The organism is Massilia agrisoli (genome assembly GCF_020831365.1).
GTDB classification, from domain to species: domain Bacteria; phylum Pseudomonadota; class Gammaproteobacteria; order Burkholderiales; family Burkholderiaceae_D; genus Telluria_A; species Telluria_A agrisoli.
Genome location: NZ_JAJHPV010000014.1, coordinates 106,964 through 126,132 on the forward strand (window position 1 = coordinate 106,964; position 19,169 = coordinate 126,132).

At 61.9% G+C, this 19,169-nt stretch carries 12 protein-coding genes and 1 tRNA gene; 11 read left to right on the top strand and 2 right to left on the bottom strand.

Features of this window, described 5'->3' with window-relative positions; genetic code table 11:
* Positions 1 to 242: 242 nt before the first annotated feature.
* The 8 genes from cysS (at position 243) to LMJ30_RS14880 (ending at position 11,313) form a co-directional block, all read left to right on the top strand.
* Positions 243 to 1,640, top strand: a complete 1,398-nt coding sequence (gene cysS, locus LMJ30_RS14845; RefSeq protein ID WP_229433117.1) for a cysteine--tRNA ligase — start codon at positions 243 to 245, stop codon at positions 1,638 to 1,640.
* Positions 1,640 to 2,299: a DNA-3-methyladenine glycosylase family protein gene (locus LMJ30_RS14850; protein ID WP_229433430.1), complete on the top strand. Its 660-nt coding sequence runs from the start codon at positions 1,640 to 1,642 to the stop codon at positions 2,297 to 2,299. Before cysS ends, LMJ30_RS14850 begins: the two co-directional genes overlap by 1 nt.
* 56 nt (positions 2,300 to 2,355) lie before the next feature.
* Positions 2,356 to 3,333 (top strand): acetyl-CoA carboxylase carboxyltransferase subunit alpha, encoded by a 978-nt coding sequence (locus LMJ30_RS14855; protein ID WP_229433118.1) that lies wholly within the window; start codon positions 2,356 to 2,358, stop codon positions 3,331 to 3,333.
* The gene (gene tilS / locus LMJ30_RS14860) at positions 3,330 to 4,736 is read left to right on the top strand and encodes a tRNA lysidine(34) synthetase TilS (RefSeq protein ID WP_229433119.1); all 1,407 of its coding nucleotides are present in this window, start codon (positions 3,330 to 3,332) and stop codon (positions 4,734 to 4,736) included. The genes LMJ30_RS14855 and tilS overlap by 4 nt, the downstream gene beginning before the upstream one ends.
* Before the next feature lie 129 nt (positions 4,737 to 4,865).
* Positions 4,866 to 6,113 carry an aspartate kinase gene (locus tag LMJ30_RS14865; protein ID WP_229433120.1) on the top strand — a complete coding sequence of 416 codons (1,248 nt, stop codon included), beginning with the start codon at positions 4,866 to 4,868 and terminating at the stop codon, positions 6,111 to 6,113.
* A gap of 94 nt (positions 6,114 to 6,207) precedes the next feature.
* Positions 6,208 to 6,300: transfer RNA gene (locus tag LMJ30_RS14870), tRNA-Ser, on the top strand.
* A 488-nt stretch (positions 6,301 to 6,788) separates the two neighbouring features.
* Positions 6,789 to 8,990, top strand: a complete 2,202-nt coding sequence (locus LMJ30_RS14875; protein ID WP_229433121.1) for an NADP-dependent malic enzyme — start codon at positions 6,789 to 6,791, stop codon at positions 8,988 to 8,990.
* A 145-nt stretch (positions 8,991 to 9,135) separates the two neighbouring features.
* Positions 9,136 to 11,313, top strand: a complete 2,178-nt coding sequence (locus LMJ30_RS14880; RefSeq protein WP_229433122.1) for an ATP-binding protein — start codon at positions 9,136 to 9,138, stop codon at positions 11,311 to 11,313.
* A 22-nt stretch (positions 11,314 to 11,335) separates the two neighbouring features.
* On the opposite strand, the gene LMJ30_RS14885 is transcribed toward LMJ30_RS14880, so the two are convergent.
* Positions 11,336 to 13,378, bottom strand: coding sequence for a glycoside hydrolase family 97 protein (locus LMJ30_RS14885; protein WP_229433123.1), 2,043 nt, complete (start codon positions 13,376 to 13,378; stop codon positions 11,336 to 11,338).
* Between the two features lie 81 nt (positions 13,379 to 13,459).
* Entirely contained in the window at positions 13,460 to 16,579 is a 3,120-nt protein-coding gene (locus LMJ30_RS14890) for an alpha-1,6-glucosidase domain-containing protein (protein ID WP_229433124.1), read from the bottom strand.
* A 374-nt stretch (positions 16,580 to 16,953) separates the two neighbouring features.
* On the opposite strand from LMJ30_RS14890, the gene LMJ30_RS14895 reads away from it, so the two are divergent.
* From LMJ30_RS14895 to LMJ30_RS14905, 3 genes are all read left to right on the top strand, one after another.
* The gene (locus LMJ30_RS14895) at positions 16,954 to 17,406 is read left to right on the top strand and encodes an Hsp20/alpha crystallin family protein (RefSeq protein ID WP_229433125.1); all 453 of its coding nucleotides are present in this window, start codon (positions 16,954 to 16,956) and stop codon (positions 17,404 to 17,406) included.
* A 176-nt stretch (positions 17,407 to 17,582) separates the two neighbouring features.
* Positions 17,583 to 18,413, top strand: a complete 831-nt coding sequence (locus tag LMJ30_RS14900; RefSeq protein WP_229433126.1) for a helix-turn-helix domain-containing protein — start codon at positions 17,583 to 17,585, stop codon at positions 18,411 to 18,413.
* A 148-nt stretch (positions 18,414 to 18,561) separates the two neighbouring features.
* A complete protein-coding gene (locus LMJ30_RS14905; protein WP_229433127.1) occupies positions 18,562 to 19,149 on the top strand; it encodes a hypothetical protein in 588 nt (195 codons plus the stop codon).
* Positions 19,150 to 19,169: the final 20 nt, after the last annotated feature.

The window sequence follows — 19,169 nt, forward strand, 5'->3', positions numbered from 1 at the left end:
GTGGGCTGTCAAGCCTTTCACGGAAAAATAAACCTGCCCCGGTTGCGGCCAGTCGGTATTTTATCAATGCTATACTTTGCGCAGAACGTCCCATTCTATCAAGAAGAACAATACAGAGGGTACTGACGATCTCGACGCAAGCCACGTTTTACCGGCGCACGCCCATGCGGTGACTGCGCCCGGTTTCGTTATTGCCCGAACGTCCTGCACTCTCGACAAACAGCACGGTAAAGCAAAGTCCGATGAGCCAATTAAAGATCTATAACACGCTGGCGCGTGACAAGCAGATTTTCATCCCGATCGAGGCCGGTAAGGTCAACATGTACGTATGCGGCATGACGGTCTATGACTACTGCCACATCGGCCACGCGCGGATGATGATGGCCTTCGACGTGATTTATCGCTGGCTCAAGGCCTCCGGTTATGAGGTCAAGTACGTACGCAATGTCACCGACATCGACGACAAGATCATCAAGCGCGCAGTGGAAAACGGCGAATCGATTACCCAACTGGTCTCGCGCTTCGAGAAGTTCATGGACGAGGATACGACCGCGCTGGGCATCCTGCCGCCCGACGTCGTCCCGCATGCGACCGACTATGTCCCGCAAATGCTGGGCATTATCGAACTGCTCGAACAAAAAGGCCTGGCATACCAGGGCGAAGACGGCGACGTCAATTACGCCGTCCGCAATTTCCCAGGCTACGGCAAGCTGTCGGGCAAATCGCTCGACGACCTGCGCGCGGGCGAGCGCGTTGACGTTAACACCGGCAAGCGCGACCCGCTCGACTTCGTGCTGTGGAAGTCGTCGAAGGAATCCGAACCGGACGAAGTGAAATGGCCATCGAAATGGGGCAGCGGCCGTCCGGGCTGGCATATCGAATGCTCGGCGATGTCGTGCGCGACGCTCGGCCAGCATTTCGACATCCATGGCGGCGGCGCCGACCTGCAGTTCCCGCACCACGAAAACGAGATCGCCCAGTCGGAAGGCGCGTTCGGCCAGCCGATGACCAATTACTGGATCCATAACGGCTTCGTGCGCGTCGATAACGAGAAGATGTCCAAGTCGCTTGGTAACTTCTTCACGATCCGCGATGTGCTGAAAAAGTACGACGCCGAAGTGGTGCGCTTCTTTATCCTGCGCGCGCATTACCGCAGCCCGCTCAATTATTCCGACGCCCATCTGGACGACGCGCGCATGGCGCTGACGCGCCTCTACACCGCGCTGTCGGATGTCGATATCGGTTCGGGCGAATGCATCGTTGATTGGGAAGAGGCGCATGCCGTCCGCTTCCGCGAAGCGATGGATGACGACTTCAATACGCCGCTCGCGGTGGCAGCGCTGTTTGACCTGGCTTCGGAAGTTAACAAGTCGAAGTCGCCAGCACTGGCTCGCCAGTTCAAGGCGCTTGCCGGCGTGATCGGCCTGCTTGGCCGTACTGCGCAGCAGTTCCTGCAGGCTGGCGTGGCGGAAGAGGGCGGCCTGAAGGAAGCTGCCATCGCTGCCATGATCGAGCAACGCGCCGCCGCCAAGAAGGCGCGCAACTTCGCCGAGTCCGACAAGATCCGCGCCGACTTGCTGGCGGCCGGCATCGTCCTGGAAGACAAGCCGGATGGCACGACCAACTGGCGCCGCGCATGATGGCGCTACATAAGGACACAGCGGGCACGACCTCGCTGATTCTCGAAGTGCCGCCGTACTGGGAGGAAGCGAAAGCCGAACTCATGAAGCGCGACCGCATCATGAAGAAGCTGATTCCCCAGTTTGGCGACCTGCACCTGGTCGGCCATGGCGACCCGTTCACCACGCTGGCCCGTTCTGTCGTCGGCCAGCAGGTGACCGCGCGCGCCGCCGACGCGGCCTGGAACAAGCTGCTGATCGTCTGCCCGAAAATCACCCCGGCGCAAGTCATCAAGGCTGGCGCCGAGCAGCTGTCGGCCTGCGGCCTGTCCAAGCGCAAGACCGAATACATCCTCGACCTGGCCGACCATTTCAAGGCCAAGCGCGTGCATGCCAACCAGTGGGACCAGATGGAAGACGAGGCTGTCATTGCCGAGCTGGTCCAGATTCGCGGCATCGGACGCTGGACAGCGGAGATGTTCCTGATATTTAATCTGCTCCGGCCAAATGTCCTGCCGCTCGACGACCCCGGCCTGATCCAGGGCATCAGCCAGAACTATTTCTCGGGTGAACCGGTTTCCCGCAGCGATGCGCGCGAAGTGTCGGCCAACTGGGAGCCATGGCGGACAGTTGCTACGTGGTATTTATGGCGTAGTTTGGATCCGGTTCCGGTAGAATAGCGAAAAATCGGCCGCCCGAGGTATCGGCGTCGGCCTGGAAATAACACGGAGTAATAATGACTAAAACAACTTTCCTCAATTTTGAACAGCCAATCGCAGAGCTCGATTCAAAGATTGAAGAGCTGCGCTTCGTCCAGGACGACTCGGCCGTCGACATCTCCGAAGAGATCGACCGCCTGGCCAAGAAGAGCCAGCAGCTGACCAAAGACATTTACGCCAAGCTTACGCCGTGGCAAGTTTCGCAGATCGCCCGTCACCCGCAGCGTCCGTACACGATGGACTACGTGAACGAGATCTTCACCGACTTCCACGAACTGCACGGCGACCGCTCCTATGCGGACGACCTGTCGATCGTCGGCGGCCTGGCGCGCTTCAACGGCCAGGCTTGCATGGTCATCGGTCACCAGAAGGGCCGCGACACCAAAGAACGCGCCATGCGCAACTTCGGCATGCCGAAGCCGGAAGGCTACCGCAAGGCGATGCGCCTGATGAAGCTGGCTGAAAAATTCGGCCTGCCGATCTTCACCTTTGTCGACACTCCCGGCGCATTCCCAGGCATCGACGCGGAAGAGCGCGGCCAGTCGGAAGCGATCGGCCACAACCTGTACGTGATGGCTGAACTGAAAGTGCCGCTGATCGCCACCATCATCGGCGAAGGCGGCTCCGGCGGCGCGCTGGCAATTGCCGTGGGCGACTCCGTGCTGATGCTGCAATACGCAACCTATTCGGTGATCTCGCCGGAAGGCTGCGCATCGATCCTCTGGAAAACCTCCGAGCGCGCATCCGACGCAGCCGACGCGCTGGGCCTGACCGCGCATCGCCTGAAGGCAATGGGCCTGATCGACAAGATCGTCAGCGAGCCGCTGGGTGGTGCGCACCGCGATCCGAAGCAGATGGGCGTGCTGCTCAAGCGCGCACTGGCCGATTCGCTGCGCCAGTTCCATGGCATGAAGACCAAGGACCTGATCGAAGCCCGTCATCAGAAGCTGATGAGCTACGGCAAATTCAAAGAAACGACGCCGGCAGAAGAGTGAGCCGGCAGCAAACGGGAACTCTCCCGCTAACGTTCGCGCGGGCGCTCGATGCGCTGCGCGCGGATGTCGTTACCCCCTCCATCGCAATCGCCTACAGCGGCGGCCTCGATTCGTCGGCGCTGCTGCACGTGGCGCATGCGTATGCGCGCGAGCACGGCATTGCGCTGCACGCTTTCCATGTCCACCACGGCATCAGCGAGAACGCGGATGCATGGCTGGCGCACTGCGAACAGGCCTGCGCAGCGTTGGGCGTCCGGTTCGCCACCCGCCGCGTCACGCTGGCAAAGACCAAATCCGGCGTCGAAGCCGCAGCCCGCAAGCTGCGTTACGCCGCACTCGGCGACATGGCGCGCGAGCATGGCGTGCGCCTGATGCTGACGGCGCACCACCTCGACGACCAGGCCGAAACCGTTCTGCTGCAACTGCTGCGCGGTTCCGGCACGGCAGGTCTGTCAGGCATGGACAGCGCCAACGCTGCGCCCGAACTGCTCGGCAACCCCGACCTTGTGATGGCGCGTCCGCTGCTGCCTGTCTCGCGCGCTGAGCTTGAGGCCTATGTCTCCGGGCACGCCATCAGCTACGTCGAAGACGAATCCAACACCCATCCACGCTACGCGCGCAACGCCTTGCGGCACCAGGTGATGCCAGCGCTGGCGCAAGCCTTCCCTGGATTCCAGGAACGCTTCGCGCGCAGCGCGTCCCACGCCCAGTCGGCACAACGCCTGCTGAACGAACTGGCCGTGCAAGACCTGTCGCAGTGCCTCGAAGGCGACTCGATCGACGTGGCCAAGCTGCGCACGATGAGCCAGGACCGCGCCTACAACATGCTGCGCCACTGGTTCCACACGCGCGCGCTGCGCATGCCATCGACAGCATGGCTTGCCGAGATGGTGACGCAACTGGTGGAAGCCCGCCACGACGCCCAGCTGCTGGTTACGCACCCCGACTGCTACATCCGCCGCCACCGCGACCGCCTCTACATCACGCCGAAATTGCCAGATCTAGCAGGCATGCGCGACCCGGACGATGAAGGCATCATCGTGAAGGCAGGGCAGCTGTTCCGTTGGAGCGGCGAGGCGCAGATCGAGTTCCCCGATTACGGCGGAACCCTGCATTTCGATGAGGCGGAGGAGGGTTTCGATGCCGAGTGGTTGCGCGGGCAACAACTGACGATCGATTTCCGTAAAGGCGGCGAGCGCCTGAAGCCGGCGCACAACCGGCCAACACGCGGACTCAAGTACCACTACCAGGCATGCAACGTGCCGGCGTGGGAGCGCGGAAGGTTGCCGATCGTGAGCGCCGGACGCGAGCTGCTGTTTGCGGCAGGCATCGGCATGGACTGCCATCACGTCCGGCAAGGCCCGGGCAAACTCATCAAACTGCGCTGGCAGCCATCCCAGTAATTGGATTTTGAAATATGTATATTCCAGTTTGTTATAGGAATATTCGCCTAATGACTTGAGATTTTGCAGCGCAACATGTAGAGTAAAGCTCTTCATTTCTACACCTTTTGCGCGGATTTCCTCACACTTATGGCATTAATCGTCCACAAATACGGCGGTACGTCGATGGGCTCGACGGATCGCATCAAGAACGTTGCTGCTCGCGTCGCCAAATGGCATGACGCAGGGCACCAAATCGTCGTCGTGCCATCAGCAATGTCGGGCGAGACCAACCGCCTGATCGGCCTGGCCAAACAGATCATGGACCAGCCCGATCCGCGCGAACTGGACATGATCGCCTCGACCGGCGAGCAGGTTTCCGTTGGCCTGCTGGCGATGGCGCTGCTGGCGATCGGCAAACAAGCTGTTTCCTACGCTGGCTGGCAGGTCGCCATCAAGACCGACTCGTCGTTCACGAAAGCACGTATCCAGTCGATCGACGACGAAAAAGTGCGCGCCGACCTCGACGCTGGCAAGATCGTCATCATCACCGGCTTCCAGGGCGTCGATGACGAAGACAACATCGCCACCCTTGGCCGCGGCGGTTCGGACACCTCGGCCGTGGCGATTGCAGCTGCGATGAAAGCCGACGAATGCCTGATCTACACCGACGTTGACGGCGTGTACACGACCGATCCGCGGGTGGTGGAAGAAGCGCGCCGCCTGAAGACGATCACGTTTGAAGAAATGCTGGAACTGGCGTCGCTGGGCTCGAAAGTCCTGCAGAGCCGTTCCGTCGAATTCGCAGGCAACTACCGCGTACCGACGCGCGTGCTGTCGTCGCTGACCGATCCCCTGATGCCGCTTGAAGAAGAAGCCAGCTCGGGCACCCTGATCTCGTTTGAGGAAGATACAAAAATGGAACAAGCAGTCATTTCGGGAATCGCATTCAACCGCGACGAAGCCAAGATCACCATCCTGGGCGTGCCGGACAAGCCAGGCGTGGCGTATCACATCCTGGGACCGGTGGCTGACGCCAATATCGAAGTCGACATGATCATCCAGAACCAGTCGGTAGAAGGCAAGACCGACTTCACCTTCACCGTCTCGCGCGGCGAGTACCAGAAGGCGATGGGCGTGCTGGAAGGCGTCAAGAGCGAGATCGGCGCGGCCAGCGTGTCCGGCGACGCCAAGGTCTCGAAGGTGTCCGTGGTCGGCGTGGGCATGCGCAGCCACGTAGGCGTGGCCTCGCAAATGTTCCGCACGCTGTCGGAAGAGGGTATCAACATCCTGATGATTTCTACGTCTGAAATCAAGATTTCGGTGCTGATCGACGAGAAATACATGGAATTGGCAGTGCGCGCGCTGCACAAGGCCTTTGATTTGGAAAAAGAATAATTTTTTTCAAAAAACTTCGCGGGTTCCCTTGACCAAACCTGCTGGTGAACTGTAACATTCCGGTCTCTTGATCTGGCGTTGCTGGACCAGGAATGGAGACGTGGCCGAGTGGCCGAAGGCACATCCCTGCTAAGGATGCATACGGCTTATACCCGTATCGTGAGTTCGAATCTCACCGTCTCCGCCAGTATTAAAAAAAAAGCTCCCGCAAGGGAGCTTTTTTTTGGCTGTCTCCCGTCCTGGAATAGGTTGCCACTTACGTGCTTTATTCCAAGGAGAGCGAAAATGTCAGAGGGAACCGAGCGCACCCAGCGCGAGTACGGCATGACTTTCAAACGGGGGTAGTCGGCGGCGCGGAATAGGGTCGAATGGGGCAAAGGTCCTGTTTAGCGCGCAGAACACCGACACGTACAGTGCGCCGTCCGGTCCGAATACGAAGCTGTTCCCGCGGGACCAAACGCCAGGCAGGTATCAAGACCGGCCAGGCCACTTGTCGTGGATTAAACGCGCCTTTCCAACACGCCGCCCTGCGGACACCTGCGGGCCGCCTCAAAAATGGGAGCGTCATTTGGATGCGCTTCCAACGCAATGCTGCATCTGTTGGTACACTATTTTCAGTTTATCAAGTGCCTATCACTACCGTTGTAGTTGGCCTCACCACGCTGGAGATTTAGAATGAGTACGGAAAGTAGCCAGAACCAAGACAAAGACACGCAGTTGCGCGCAGATGCGCTCGAGTACCACCGCAGCCCTACGCGCGGCAAGATCGAAGTCGTCGCCACCAAGCCGCTGTCCAACCAGCGCGACCTGTCGCTCGCCTACTCGCCAGGGGTTGCCTACGCCTGCGAAGAGATTGCCGCAGACCCCAACATGGCCGCTGAATATACATCGCGCGCCAACCTGGTCGCCGTGATCACCAACGGCACCGCCGTGCTCGGGCTCGGCAACATCGGTCCACTGGCATCCAAACCGGTCATGGAAGGCAAGGGCTGCCTGTTCAAGAAATTTGCAGGGGTCGACGTGTTCGACCTCGAACTGGACGAAATGGATCCGGACAAGCTGGTCGATGCGATCGCGATGCTGGAGCCGACCGTGGGCGGCATCAACCTGGAAGACATCAAGGCGCCCGAGTGCTTCTACATCGAGAAGAAGCTGCGCGAACGGATGAACATCCCGGTGTTCCACGATGACCAGCACGGCACCGCGATCATCTCCACCGCGGCGCTGCTTAATGCCCTCAAGGTGGTCGGCAAGGACATCGGCGAAGTTAAGCTGGCAGTGTCCGGCGCTGGCGCTGCGGCGATCGCCTGCCTCGACATGATGGTGCTCCTGGGCGTGAAGCGCGAAAACATCTTCGTCACCGATTCGAAGGGCGTCATTTTCGTCGGCCGCGAGGCGAATATGGAAGCCAACAAGGCGCGCTACGCCCAGGCTACCGTTGCCCGCACCCTGGCTGACATCGTCGAAGGCGCCGATGTATTCCTGGGCTGTTCGACTTCCGGCGTGCTGACCGGCGAGATGGTCAAGACCATGGCGTCGCAGCCGGTGATCCTCGCGCTTGCCAACCCTGAGCCGGAAATCCGGCCGGAAGTGGCGCGCGCGGCGCGGCCTGATTGCATCATTGCGACCGGCCGTTCGGACTACCCGAACCAGGTCAACAACGTGCTGTGCTTCCCCTACATCTTCCGCGGCGCGCTCGATTGCGGCGCGACCCGCATCACCGACGAGATGAAGCTCGCCTGCGTGACCGCGATCGCCGAGCTGGCAGAAGCGGAGGCCAGCGACATGGTGGCCTCGGCCTACGAGGGCCAGGACCTGTCGTTCGGCCCTGAATACATCATCCCGAAACCGTTCGACCCGCGCCTGCTGGCGGCCATTGCGCCGAAAGTGGCCGAAGCCGCCGCCGCATCTGGCGTGGCGGCGCGTCCGATCGAGGACATGGCAGCCTACCGCGACAAGCTGGCACAGATGATCTACCACACCGGGTTCTTCATGAAGCCGGTGTTCACCAAGGCCAGGGCGCAAGCGCGCCGGGTGGCGTATGCGGAAGCGGACGACATTCGCGTGCTGCGCGCCGTGCAGACCGTCGTCGATGAAGGGCTGGCCACGCCGGTGCTGATCGGGCAGGGCGGCAGCGTCGAGCGCGCGATCAAGGCGGCGGGGCTGCGGCTCAAGCGCGATGTCGACTACACGCTCGTGGACGCCGACGGCGACACCACGCTGAGCGGCGCGCGCCTGCTCAAATCGGGCGAGGTCGATGCGCTTATCTGCGGCATGAAGGGCAGCTACGACAGCCACCTGGAGCACGTGAAGAACGAAATCGGCACTGCGCCGGGCGTCGATGTGCTGGCGGCCATGAATGCCCTGGTGCTCGACAAGCTCACGCTGTTCATCACCGATACCTACGTCAACGACCAGCCAAGTGCGGCGGAGCTGGCCCAGATCACGCAGCTGGCCGCTGCCACGCTGCGCGAGTTTGGTCTGGAGCCGAAGGTGGCGCTGCTGTCGCATTCTTCGCAAGGTTCGTCCGAGCGCCCGTCCGCCCGCCGCATGCGCGAAGCGCGCGGGTTGCTGGCAAAGGCTGCGCCGGAGCTGTCGCTGGTCGGAGAGGTCCATGGCGACGCCGCGCTGTCGCAGGAGATTCGCGACATTTACCAGATCGAGGACGGTTTCGCCGGCAGCGCCAACCTGCTGGTGATGCCTTCGCTCGATGCCGCGCACATCCTGTTCAATGTGCTCAAGGTAGCAGCGGGCAAGGGGGTTACCGTCGGGCCTATCCTGCTCGGCACGGCCAGGCCGGTGCATATCCTCAGCCCGAGCGCAACGGTGCGGCGCATTGTCAACATGACGGCAGTGGCGGTGGCGGGATTAAACTGACGGCCGGCCCGGGAGCCTCAGCCTCGGCGCTCCCGTTTCCTGTAAGACTGGAAAAGCGATGATTCGGATATAATTCTGTGACGCGGCGTGTTCGCCGCTTTAACAAATCACGGTTGCCGTGGTTCTTTACTATCTAATATATTGCATGGCGTTCATTCCCGAGGATGTGAGTCTTTCCAATTGCGACGACGAGCCTATCCACATACCAGGTTCGATCCAGCCGCATGGCGCGCTGCTGGCTTTTGATCCGGGCCTTGGCTTGGTCGCATGGAGTGTCAATGCGGCGGGTATGATTGGCTGCACCCCGGCCGTTGGCGCGCCCATATCGACCCTCGCTTTGCCGGCTGAAGCGCTTGAACTGGCCGACTTGGTCCGCCTGGACATGCATGACGGCGCCGCCATGCCGGTATCATGCGAAGTCGTCATCGGCGAAGCAGAATTCGACTGCGTCGCGCATGGCCACGATGGTCGTATCCTGGTCGAATTCGAAAGGCGCACGTTGCGCTCCGACGCCGTGGCGGCGTTCGCCCTGAAGGCCCATGCGTCGATCGACCGGTTCAAGCGCCAGCAATCGATTGACGCTTTGCTGAACATGGCGGTGCAGCAGGTCCGCATGCTGACTGGATTCGATCGCGTCATGGCCTACCGTTTCCGCCATGACGATAGCGGCGACGTGGTCGCCGAAGCGTGCGCCGACGGCATCGAACCCTACCTCGGCCGCCGCTATCCGGCCAGCGATATTCCGGCGCAGGCGCGTCGCCTTTACCTGATCAACACGCTGCGCATCATCGCGGACGTAGCCTACCAGCCAGTCGCACTGCAGGGGCGCGAAGGCGACGCCGCGCTTGACCTGAGCTATAGCGTGCTGCGAAGCGTGTCGCCGATTCACGTCGAGTACTTGCGCAATATGGGCGTCCAGGCATCGATGAGCGTGTCGATCGTCATTAACGGACGACTGTGGGGTATGCTGGCCTGCCACCACATGACCCCGTTGCAAGTGCCGTATTCGATTCGGATGGCCACCGACGTGATGGCACAGGTGTTGGCCTCCAGCGTACAGACAATAGAAACACGCAGCCAGGCGGCGCGCATTGAGCAGGGCGCCGAACTGGGATCGTGCATCCTCGAAGCGATGAGCCAGGAAGACAATGTCGTGCGCACCCTCGACGCCTATGCCGACCGGCTGCGCGCCGCGCTCGGCGCTGACGCCCTGATTATTTCGCAAATGGGCGAACTGACCGTTCACGGCAAACTGGACCACGTCCTTGCCGCCGACGTCGTACACGCGCTCCCACACGACTGCGAAGCGCTTTGCCAGTTCAACGAGCTGGCCGACTGGCCGCCGGCGATGCGCGGCAGCCTCGAGGGCTGGGTTGGCATGCTCGCGATGAAATTCGATCCGCCGTCGCAGGGCGTGGTGGTGGCGATGCGCCTCGAGCAGCTCGAACTGGTGCGCTGGGGCGGAAAGCCGGACAAGATCGTTGCCCATGGCCCGCTCGGTCCGCGCCTGACCCCGCGCGGTTCCTTTGCCGAGTGGCGCGAGACGGTGCGCGGCAAGGCCGAGCCCTGGGATTCCACCGCGCTGACGATCGCCGCCCAACTGCTCGCCAAGCTGACCCGTTTCGTGGCGGCGCGCAATGCTGAAATCGACCGTGCGCGCACCGAACTAATGGCGATGCTTGGCCACGACCTGCGCGATCCGCTCCAGGCCATTAACATGGCCGGCGCCCTGATCGAGCGCGGCTCGGGCACGCAGACCATCGGCCGCCGCATCCAGTCATCGTCGAACCGCATGCAACGGCTGATCGGCCACGTGCTCGACATGAGCCGCATCAACGGCGGCATTGGCCTGGGCATGAATCCGGCGATGACGGACCTTGGCGCTGTCATTACAGAACTGGTCGACGAACTGCGGGAGGCGCATCCAGGCGCCACGTTCCAGCTCGATGTACCCGGCCCGGTCATGGCGGTGGTCGATGTCGACCGCATTGTCCAGGTACTTGCGAACCTGCTGAGCAACGCGCTACATCACGGCGAACTGGGGCAGGCGATCGGCGTTGGTTTGCACGCAGTGGACGGCGACGCCGTCATCGAAGTGCGTAACGTCGGCGCGCCGATCGAGGCGAAAGTGGCGGAGAAACTGTTCGACCCATTCAAGCATACCTCGCTCAACAACCCGAGGAACCGCAAGGGTGTTGGCCTCGGCCTGTACATTGCACGCCAGATCGTCAACGGGCACGGAGGCAGCCTGACGTACAAGTATGTGGAGCCGACCGTGGTCTTCACCGTGCGTGTGCCGCTGCAAGGCCCGCAGGCAGCCTAGCACGGCACGCCGGCTCCCTCGGTCAGGGCGCCGGGCTGAGGCGAATCGCCTGGCCGCCGCCGGGCGCGAGCTTGAGCTGCAGGATATCCTTCGCGTCCACCGTGCGCTTTTCGGCCACCAGGTCGAAACGGCGCGCGGTGCGGTAATCGGCCTGGTCGCCGTCGCGGTAGATCTCGGCGACGTAGCGCTTGCCCGGCTCGAGGAAGTCGAGCGGCAGCGACAGCGTGCGCGCCGCACCGTCGGTCACCGACCCCACATACCAGTCGGCCGAACGGCGGTCCTTGCGCGCGATGGTGGCGTACTCGCCAACCGCGCCGTGGATCACGCGGGTGTCGGCCCAGTCGGTCGGTACGTCCTTGATGAACTTGAATGGCACCGGATACTTCTCATAGTTCTCGATCAGGTCCGCGGCCATCACGATAGGTGAGTAGATCAGCACGAAGTTCGCCAGCTGCTTCGCCTGCGTCGAGTGGATCGGCTTGCCGTCCACGCCTTCCAGGCTCAGGATGCCGGGCGTGTAGTCCATCGGCCCGCTCAGCATGCGCGTGAAGACCAGGTTGGCTTCGTGGTCCACGCTGTTGATCGGATTGCCCCATGCGTTGTACTCCATGCCGCGCGCGCCTTCACGCGTCAGCCAGTTCGGATAGGTGCGGCGCAGGCCGGTGTCCTTGATCGGTTCGTGGGTGTCGATGGCGATGCGGTAGCGGGCCGCTTCGCGCACGGCCTTCAGGAAGTGGCGCGATGCTTCCTGCGAGTCGGTGAACGCGAAGTGGGTGCTGTTGCCCGGACCCGCAAACAGCGCGGCCCCAGCGTCGGTCACGTAACCGGACTTGATGCTGTCGACGCCATGGCGCGCGTACAGCTTGTAGCCCGCATCCATCTGCTTTTCGTAGTGGGCGACATTGCCGCCGGTCTCGTGGTGGCCGATCAGGCGCACGCCCTTGCTGATCGCGTAGGCGCTGACCGCCGGCAGGTCGAAGTCGGGATAGGATTTGGTGAAGCTGAAGGCCGCGCCGCCGCCGGCCCAGTTGCTGTCCCAGCCAATGTTCCAGCCCTCGACCAACACGCCGCGGAAGCCGTTGGCCGCCGCGAAGTCAATCCAGCGGCGGGTGTTCGCCGTGGTGGCGCCATGTTTCGCGCCGCTGCCCCAGGTGCTTTTATTGAGATGCATCTCCCACCAGACGCCGACGAATTTCGATGGCTTCACCCATGAGACGTCGCCCAGCTTGTTGGGCTCATTCAGGTTCAGGATCAGGTCGGACATGTAGAGGCCAGCGGCGTCGCTGGCGATCTGCATGGTGCGCCACGGGGTCGTGAAGGGCGCCCGGCGCTCGACCGCAGGCCCGGTCGCCGATGGCGTCAGGTGGGCGCGGAACTTCTGGCCTTCGACCCGGCGCATCCACATGCCCGCATAGTCGACCAGCGCCGCCTCATGGAAGGCGATGTGGGTGCCGTCCTCGGTCTTCACCGTCATCGGCGTGTTGGCGGTTCCGACTTCGCGCACCGACGTTTTGAGCACCGGGTGCTCGAGCGCGGCCACTTCGCCAGCGACCTGCCACCATGCGGTGCCGGGTTTGGCGACCACGAATTCGGTCAGTTCGTCGCTGATCTTCACGTCCTTCAGCTGCTCCTGCTTCGGAAACTCGTAGCGGAAGCCGACCCCGTCGTCGTAGACGCGGAACACCACCGCGATGCGGCGGTTCTTGAAATCCTTCTGTACCAGGTCAAGTCGCAATTCCTGGTAATGGTTTCGCACGAACTGGCGCTCGCCCCACGGCTGCTCCCACGTGTCGTCGTGCGATGACAAGGTCTTTTTGTCGAGTGAAAAGCCGCCGTCGAATTTTGGCGCATTGGTCAGGACGAAACCAAGGCGCGACCAGGTGATGACATCCTCGCCGCGCCGCTTGACCGCGTACGCCAGGCGGCCGCCGTTCTCGATCCTTACGTCGACATTCAGGATCTTGTTTGGCGAGGCGGCGCTTGCGACAAGCTCGTCGGCCCACGCGGATGGGGCCACACAAGAGGCTGCAAGGATGGCTGATATCAGGCCGGCTTTGATGTGCATGGGTCGATTCTCTTCATGGTTGAACAGGTACTTGTAAACACGCCGCCCCCGCTGCGGGAGCGGCGCTTGTTGCGCTACTGCTTAATTGCCGCCATCACCATTTTCCACGAAGACCACCGTGGTGCGCGGCGGAATGCGGAAGGCGCCGCTGGCTGGGTCGAAGGCAGCGGTGCGCGCCAGCGCGTCGCTGCCCGACTTCCGGTGCACCTTGTGCAGCGCCAGTTTGCGGCCCTTCATCTCGGCGATGGTCAGGTCCTTCGCCACCTTGTCCACATTGAAGAAGGCGGTGACGCCCTTGTACTTTGCGCCAGGGTAGCGCTGGCCGTCAATGCTCATCGCGATCAGGCCTGCAAGCTGCTGCGGACCGGTGTTGTGGAAGCGGACGCGCTCCATCACGTCCTGCGCTGTACGCAGGCGGAACAGCGAGGTGTCCTTGCGGATTTCCAGCATGTCGATGAAGTAGTCGCGCGCTGCGATGATCGCGGCCTGGTCCGGCTTGATCAGCGGGTTTGCCAGGATCGGCGACATCAGTTCCCAGTTGCCGCTGTTCGGCCCAGCCATCGGAAGTCCGACGCCGAAGTTATTGTCCTGGTAGCTGTAGTCGAGGCGGTTGAACCAGTCGCCCGCATTGTAGCTGTCGCGGTCCATCGACTTGGAGCGCAGGATCTCCTGGCCCGCATGGAAGAACGGCACGCCCTGCGACAGCATGTTGATGGCCGCGCCCAGGTTCTGCACGCGCACGCGGTCGGCCAGGCTGGTCGACTGCGGCAGCTTGTAGGCGTTCAGGTCGAACAGGGTCTGGTTGTCGTGCGCTTCGACGTAGTTGATGGTTTCGCCAGGGCTGGCCGCGAAGCCGGCTTGCTGGCCGAAGTAGTCGATCTGCGAATTCCTGCGCACAGCGCCGAAGCGGTCGGTGAAGCTGTAGTCGCGCAGGGTGCCGGACAGTCCGACCTTGACCAGGTCGCCCAGGCGCAGCAGGTCGTCTTTGGTTTGGGTGCTCATCGCATTCGGGTCGTACCAGGCGCCGTTGATGAAACCCTGCTGGCTGATCAGGGCAGGGCCGCCGTCGCAGCATCCGCCGCCGCGCACCGCGTCGCGCAGGCGGTCGTTGAACGAGCCGATGCCGGTGCCGGCCATGTTCCACTGGCGCGCCTGCACGAAGCGCGCGTCGTTCGCCACGGCGCCGAAGTTCCAGGCTTCGCCATACAGGTAGATTTCGCGGCCTGCTGCCTTGTTGACAGCGGCCTGCAGGCGTTTGACGACCGACAACGGATGCATGCCCATGATGTCGAAGCGGATGCTGTCGATCTTGTACTGGCTGGTCCAGGTGACGGCCGAGTCGATCATCAGCTTGGCCATCATCGCGTTTTCGGCGGCGGTATCGGCGCAGCAGCTGTCGTTGGTGATGTCGCCCTTGGCGTTGAGGCGGTAGTAGTAGGCCGGCACGATGCGGTCGAGGACCGAGGTGGGGCCCTGCTGCGAGCCGCTGGTGTGGTTGTAGACCACGTCCATCGTCACGCGCAGGCCTTCTTCATGCAGCGCGCGAACCATCGCGCGGAACTCGCGCACGCGCACTGCGCCGTCGGCGGCGTTGGTGGCGTAGCTGCCGTCCGGCGCTGTGTAGTGGACCGGGTCGTAACCCCAGTTGAAGCAGTCGCTGTTTTCGCTCGCTGCGACGGCTCGCTGCTGGGCGTCCGAATTTGGCCCGGCCGCCGGCACCGCCGGCGTGGTGCAGCCGGTCTCGTTGACGCTGGCGATGTCGAACGTCGGCAGCAGGTGGATGTGGGTCAGGCCGGCGCGCTGCAGCTTGCGCAGGTGCTGCATGCCGTTGGAGCCGGTGTCGGTAAAGGCCATGAATTTGCCGCGGTGGGCGCCTGGCACCGACAGGTCGCTGGCGCTGAAGTCGCGCACCTGCAGCTCGTACAGCGCGATGTCGGTGGCGCTGTCGAGGCGCGGGATGCGCTGCTCATCCCAGCCGGCCGGCTTGAGCAGCGGGCTGTCCAGGTTCGCGACGAAGCTGCGCTGGCCGTTGGCGTTCAGGCTGAGCGAATACGGATCCGTGACTTCGTTGCTCACCAGCTGGTTGCCGGCCCAGCGCGACAGCACCTTGACCGTGTACGTGTAGTAGGCGCGGTTGGTCCAGCTGGCGTCGGGAGCGGTGTAGTGCCACACGCCGCTGGCCGCGTCCTTCGACATCGGCACGGTGGATGCTGTCGTGGCGGCGGCGTCGGCGTACACGTTCAGCGACACCGACCTGGCCGTCGGCGCCCAGACGCGGAAGGTCGGCACCCCGGCTGCGTTGAAGGTGGCCCCGAGCTTGGCATCGGCCGCTGCGGCGGCGAACACCGCATCGAGCATGCCGCTGGCCTGCAGCGAGGTGACCTGCAGCAACTTGCCCGCCGCGCTGTACTGCGCGATGGCGAACTGGCTGCTGGCCCTGGCTGCAAGCCCGGCGGCGTCATCGGCCGACAGCTTCAGCGCGGTGAGGCCGGCAAGGTGCGGGTACTTCGCTTTCAGTTCGGGCGACAGCTCGCCCCCGACGCTCAGGTCCATGCTGCCGTCGGCCCCGGTGACGCCTTCCGGCGCGGAACCCAGGCCGCCATCGGCCGCGTAAAACAGTTTATAGCTGCCGGTGGCAGGCGTACCGGGCCACGCGAGCGTGTCGGCCGACAGCCAGTGGGCCGAGGCGTTGGCCAGGTTGCCGTAGCTGAGCGGCGGAGGCGAGGCGTGGATCGTGCAGTCGCCCTCGAGCATCCAGATTTCCTGGCCTGCGGTGGCAATATCCGATCGCAGGTCGACGCCCTGGTCGTTGCCGCAGTTCTTGTTGCCGTAGCCGTCGGTGACCAGGAACCAGATCGAAGTCTTGCTGGTGTCGAGCGGAATGTCGACGTAACCCCCAAAGGCGTCGCTGCCGGTCATCATGAAGCGGTCGGTGATCCAGGCCGAACTCGGGTTGGCGGGGCCCCACCACGAATACACGCCCCAGTCGCGCTCGTCGCCTTGCGCGCGATGGAAGTGCATGCGGATGGTGCCGGGGGCGGGCGCCGCGACCGCTCCGCGCACGGCGGACTGCGTAAAGAATTGCGGTGGCTGTGCGACGGGCTCTGCGCTGTTGCCGCCACAGGCGGCCAGCACGACCCCGGCGGCCCCGGCAGTCAGAATCTGCGTCAGCCGCGAAGTAATACTACCAAGAGACTTCATGTTTGTTACTCCTTTGGAGTGAGATGCGGCACACGTTCCCTTGTCCTTATTTATGGTTCTTGCGGCGACGGGTGGCCATGAGGGTGGTCCCATCTGTAATATTACTACACTATGTTAGTGAAATTGACATGTCTGTACGTGGAAAAATACGGCAGCGGCGGGTAGATGGCTGGCCCGTTGTGTGAGATCGGCTTGGCCGCATCATTTCCGGCACCATCCGCCTGTGTCGGTACAGTGATCGTTTGTCGCCCGATGTGATGTGCATCAAATGCAATGCGAGGCGACAGCGATGGGAAGGCGCAGAATGGGTTTGCGTTCGGGCGGCCAGCATCGATCTGGACGCGCCAATTCAAGGACCTCAACAGGAGACTACAATGTCCACACAACTTACGCGCTTCGACCCATTCATGGAACTGGCTAACTTCGATTCCCTGCGCAGCATCGACGATATCTTTCGCGACTTCCGCCTGAAGCAGCTGTTGCGCGATGCCGCAGCGCCAGCGCCGATCAGGATTGATGTCTCGGAAACCGATAAGGCCTACACGGTGAAGGCGGAAATGCCGGGCGTGAACAAGGAAGATATCAACGTCAATCTTGATGGCAATCGGGTGTCGATCGCAGTGGAAACCAAACGCGAAGCGGAAAAAAAGGACGGATCGAATGTCGTGCGCGCGGAACGCTATGTTGGCAAGAGCTTCCGCAGCTTTACCCTTGACCATGAAGTCGATAATGCCGCTTCGCAAGCTACCTACCGCGACGGGGTGCTTGAACTGATTTTAGCCAAGCGTCCCAACGGGAAAAGCAGCGAAAAGCTCACCATTAGTTGACCATCATCGCGCGATTCCCGGGCCCGCGTTCTCGCGGCACGGCTCCCGACGGGCATCCGCCAAGCGCGCACACGAGAACGCATCCCGGCGCGCGCGCTTCAACAACAGGTCGAAATATTCATTGCGGCTACGATCGCATCGGCCTAGACTAAAGGTTCGCCACCGGGAGCCAACCAATGTCCTCAACATTTGCGATAACTCCCGCGCTTCCAGGTTTCCGATCCGCGCGTACCGCGTGCGCACCATGTTGGCTCAATGCGCAATGCCTGTCGGAGGGATTAAGCGATGGCGAAAACCGTCTGCTCGCCAGAATCATCAGCTACCGGCGCCTTGCTCGCGATGAGTCACTGTTTTGCATGGAAGAACCTTTTGCAAATCTGTTTGTGGTGCGTTTCGGCCAGTTCAAAACCTTCAGCCTCAACCTAAGTGGCGAGCAGCAAGTTGTCGGGTTTCAGATGACGGGCGACATGATGGGGATGGATGCCATCGGGACACAGTACCATCAAAGTGCCGCCATCGCCCTTGAAGATAGCGAAGTATGCGTGCTTCCCTTCGCGCGGCTTGAGACCTTGTTAGCAGAGCTCCCAACATTGCAGCGGCATTTCCATCGGCTCATGAGCCATGAGATCAATCGCGAACAGAGCGCGATGCTGTCGCTGCAGAGCATGCGGGCGGAGCAGCGGTTCGCCATTTTCCTGCTGAGCCTGTCGGCGCGCTACGCCGCGCGGGGCTACTCCCCAAGCCGTTTTCAGCTACGCATGTCGCGAAAGGACATTGGGAACTACCTCGGCCTGACAGTCGAAAGCGTCAGCCGAGTGATACTGCGGCTGAACCAGAAAGGCTGGTTGCGTGTGGTGCGGCGGGAAGTCGAGATTCTCGACTTCGTTAGTGTCGAATCGCTTGCCAAAGGACTGACTCGCGCGGAGGCAATTGGCAGCTGCCGCCTTCAAGCAGAGCATCACGCGGCGCTGGCGATGCACTTCGATCTCGTCTCATGCCTGCACTAAGCTCGTCAAGTCAAGGCAGTGACAATCCAGCATTCGCCGGTTATGGTGGATGGTCTCATGGCGCGCAGTGACGCGGCGCCGCCCGGAGTTGTCCCGCGCGGCACGTCATCGGACAGCGCGTCGGCGCGTTCTGCTACCGGGGGGCACAATGAATGAAAAGTTACACGAGCTGTTGTCCAGGATGAGTGCGCTTGAGGACGAACTGGCAATTGCGCTTCATGACCAGGAAAGCCGGATGTTTTTTAAAATTAGGGGCAAGCGCATCGAGTTCGATTCGGCAGTGCGGCAAGAGCATCAGCGTCTCAAGACCGGTTTTTTTCATTGGTTGACCGCTTCCCGTCCCCAGAATTTGCTTACCGGGCCGATCATCTACGCCATGATTTTTCCGCTCGCCTTGATTGATTTGAGCATCAGCTGTTACCAGGCACTGTGCTTTCCCATCTATCGAATCGCAAAAGTGCGGCGCGCCGACTACATCGTGCTCGATCGCCAGTATCTCGACTATTTGAACCGGTTTGAGAAATTTCATTGCACATACTGTGCGTACGCTGCGGGCCTGATCGCTTACTGCACGGAGATCGTTGCGCGAACCGAACAGTATTTCTGTCCGATCAAGCATGCGCGGAAAATGCTGGGTAATCATGCACGCTATGCCCAATTCCTCGACTACGGTGACGCCCTCGATTATGAAGCCAGGCTGGAGCAGTTCCGGCTCGCGCTGGCCAAGAAAGAATGAACCGGGGGCGCGGGCATTCT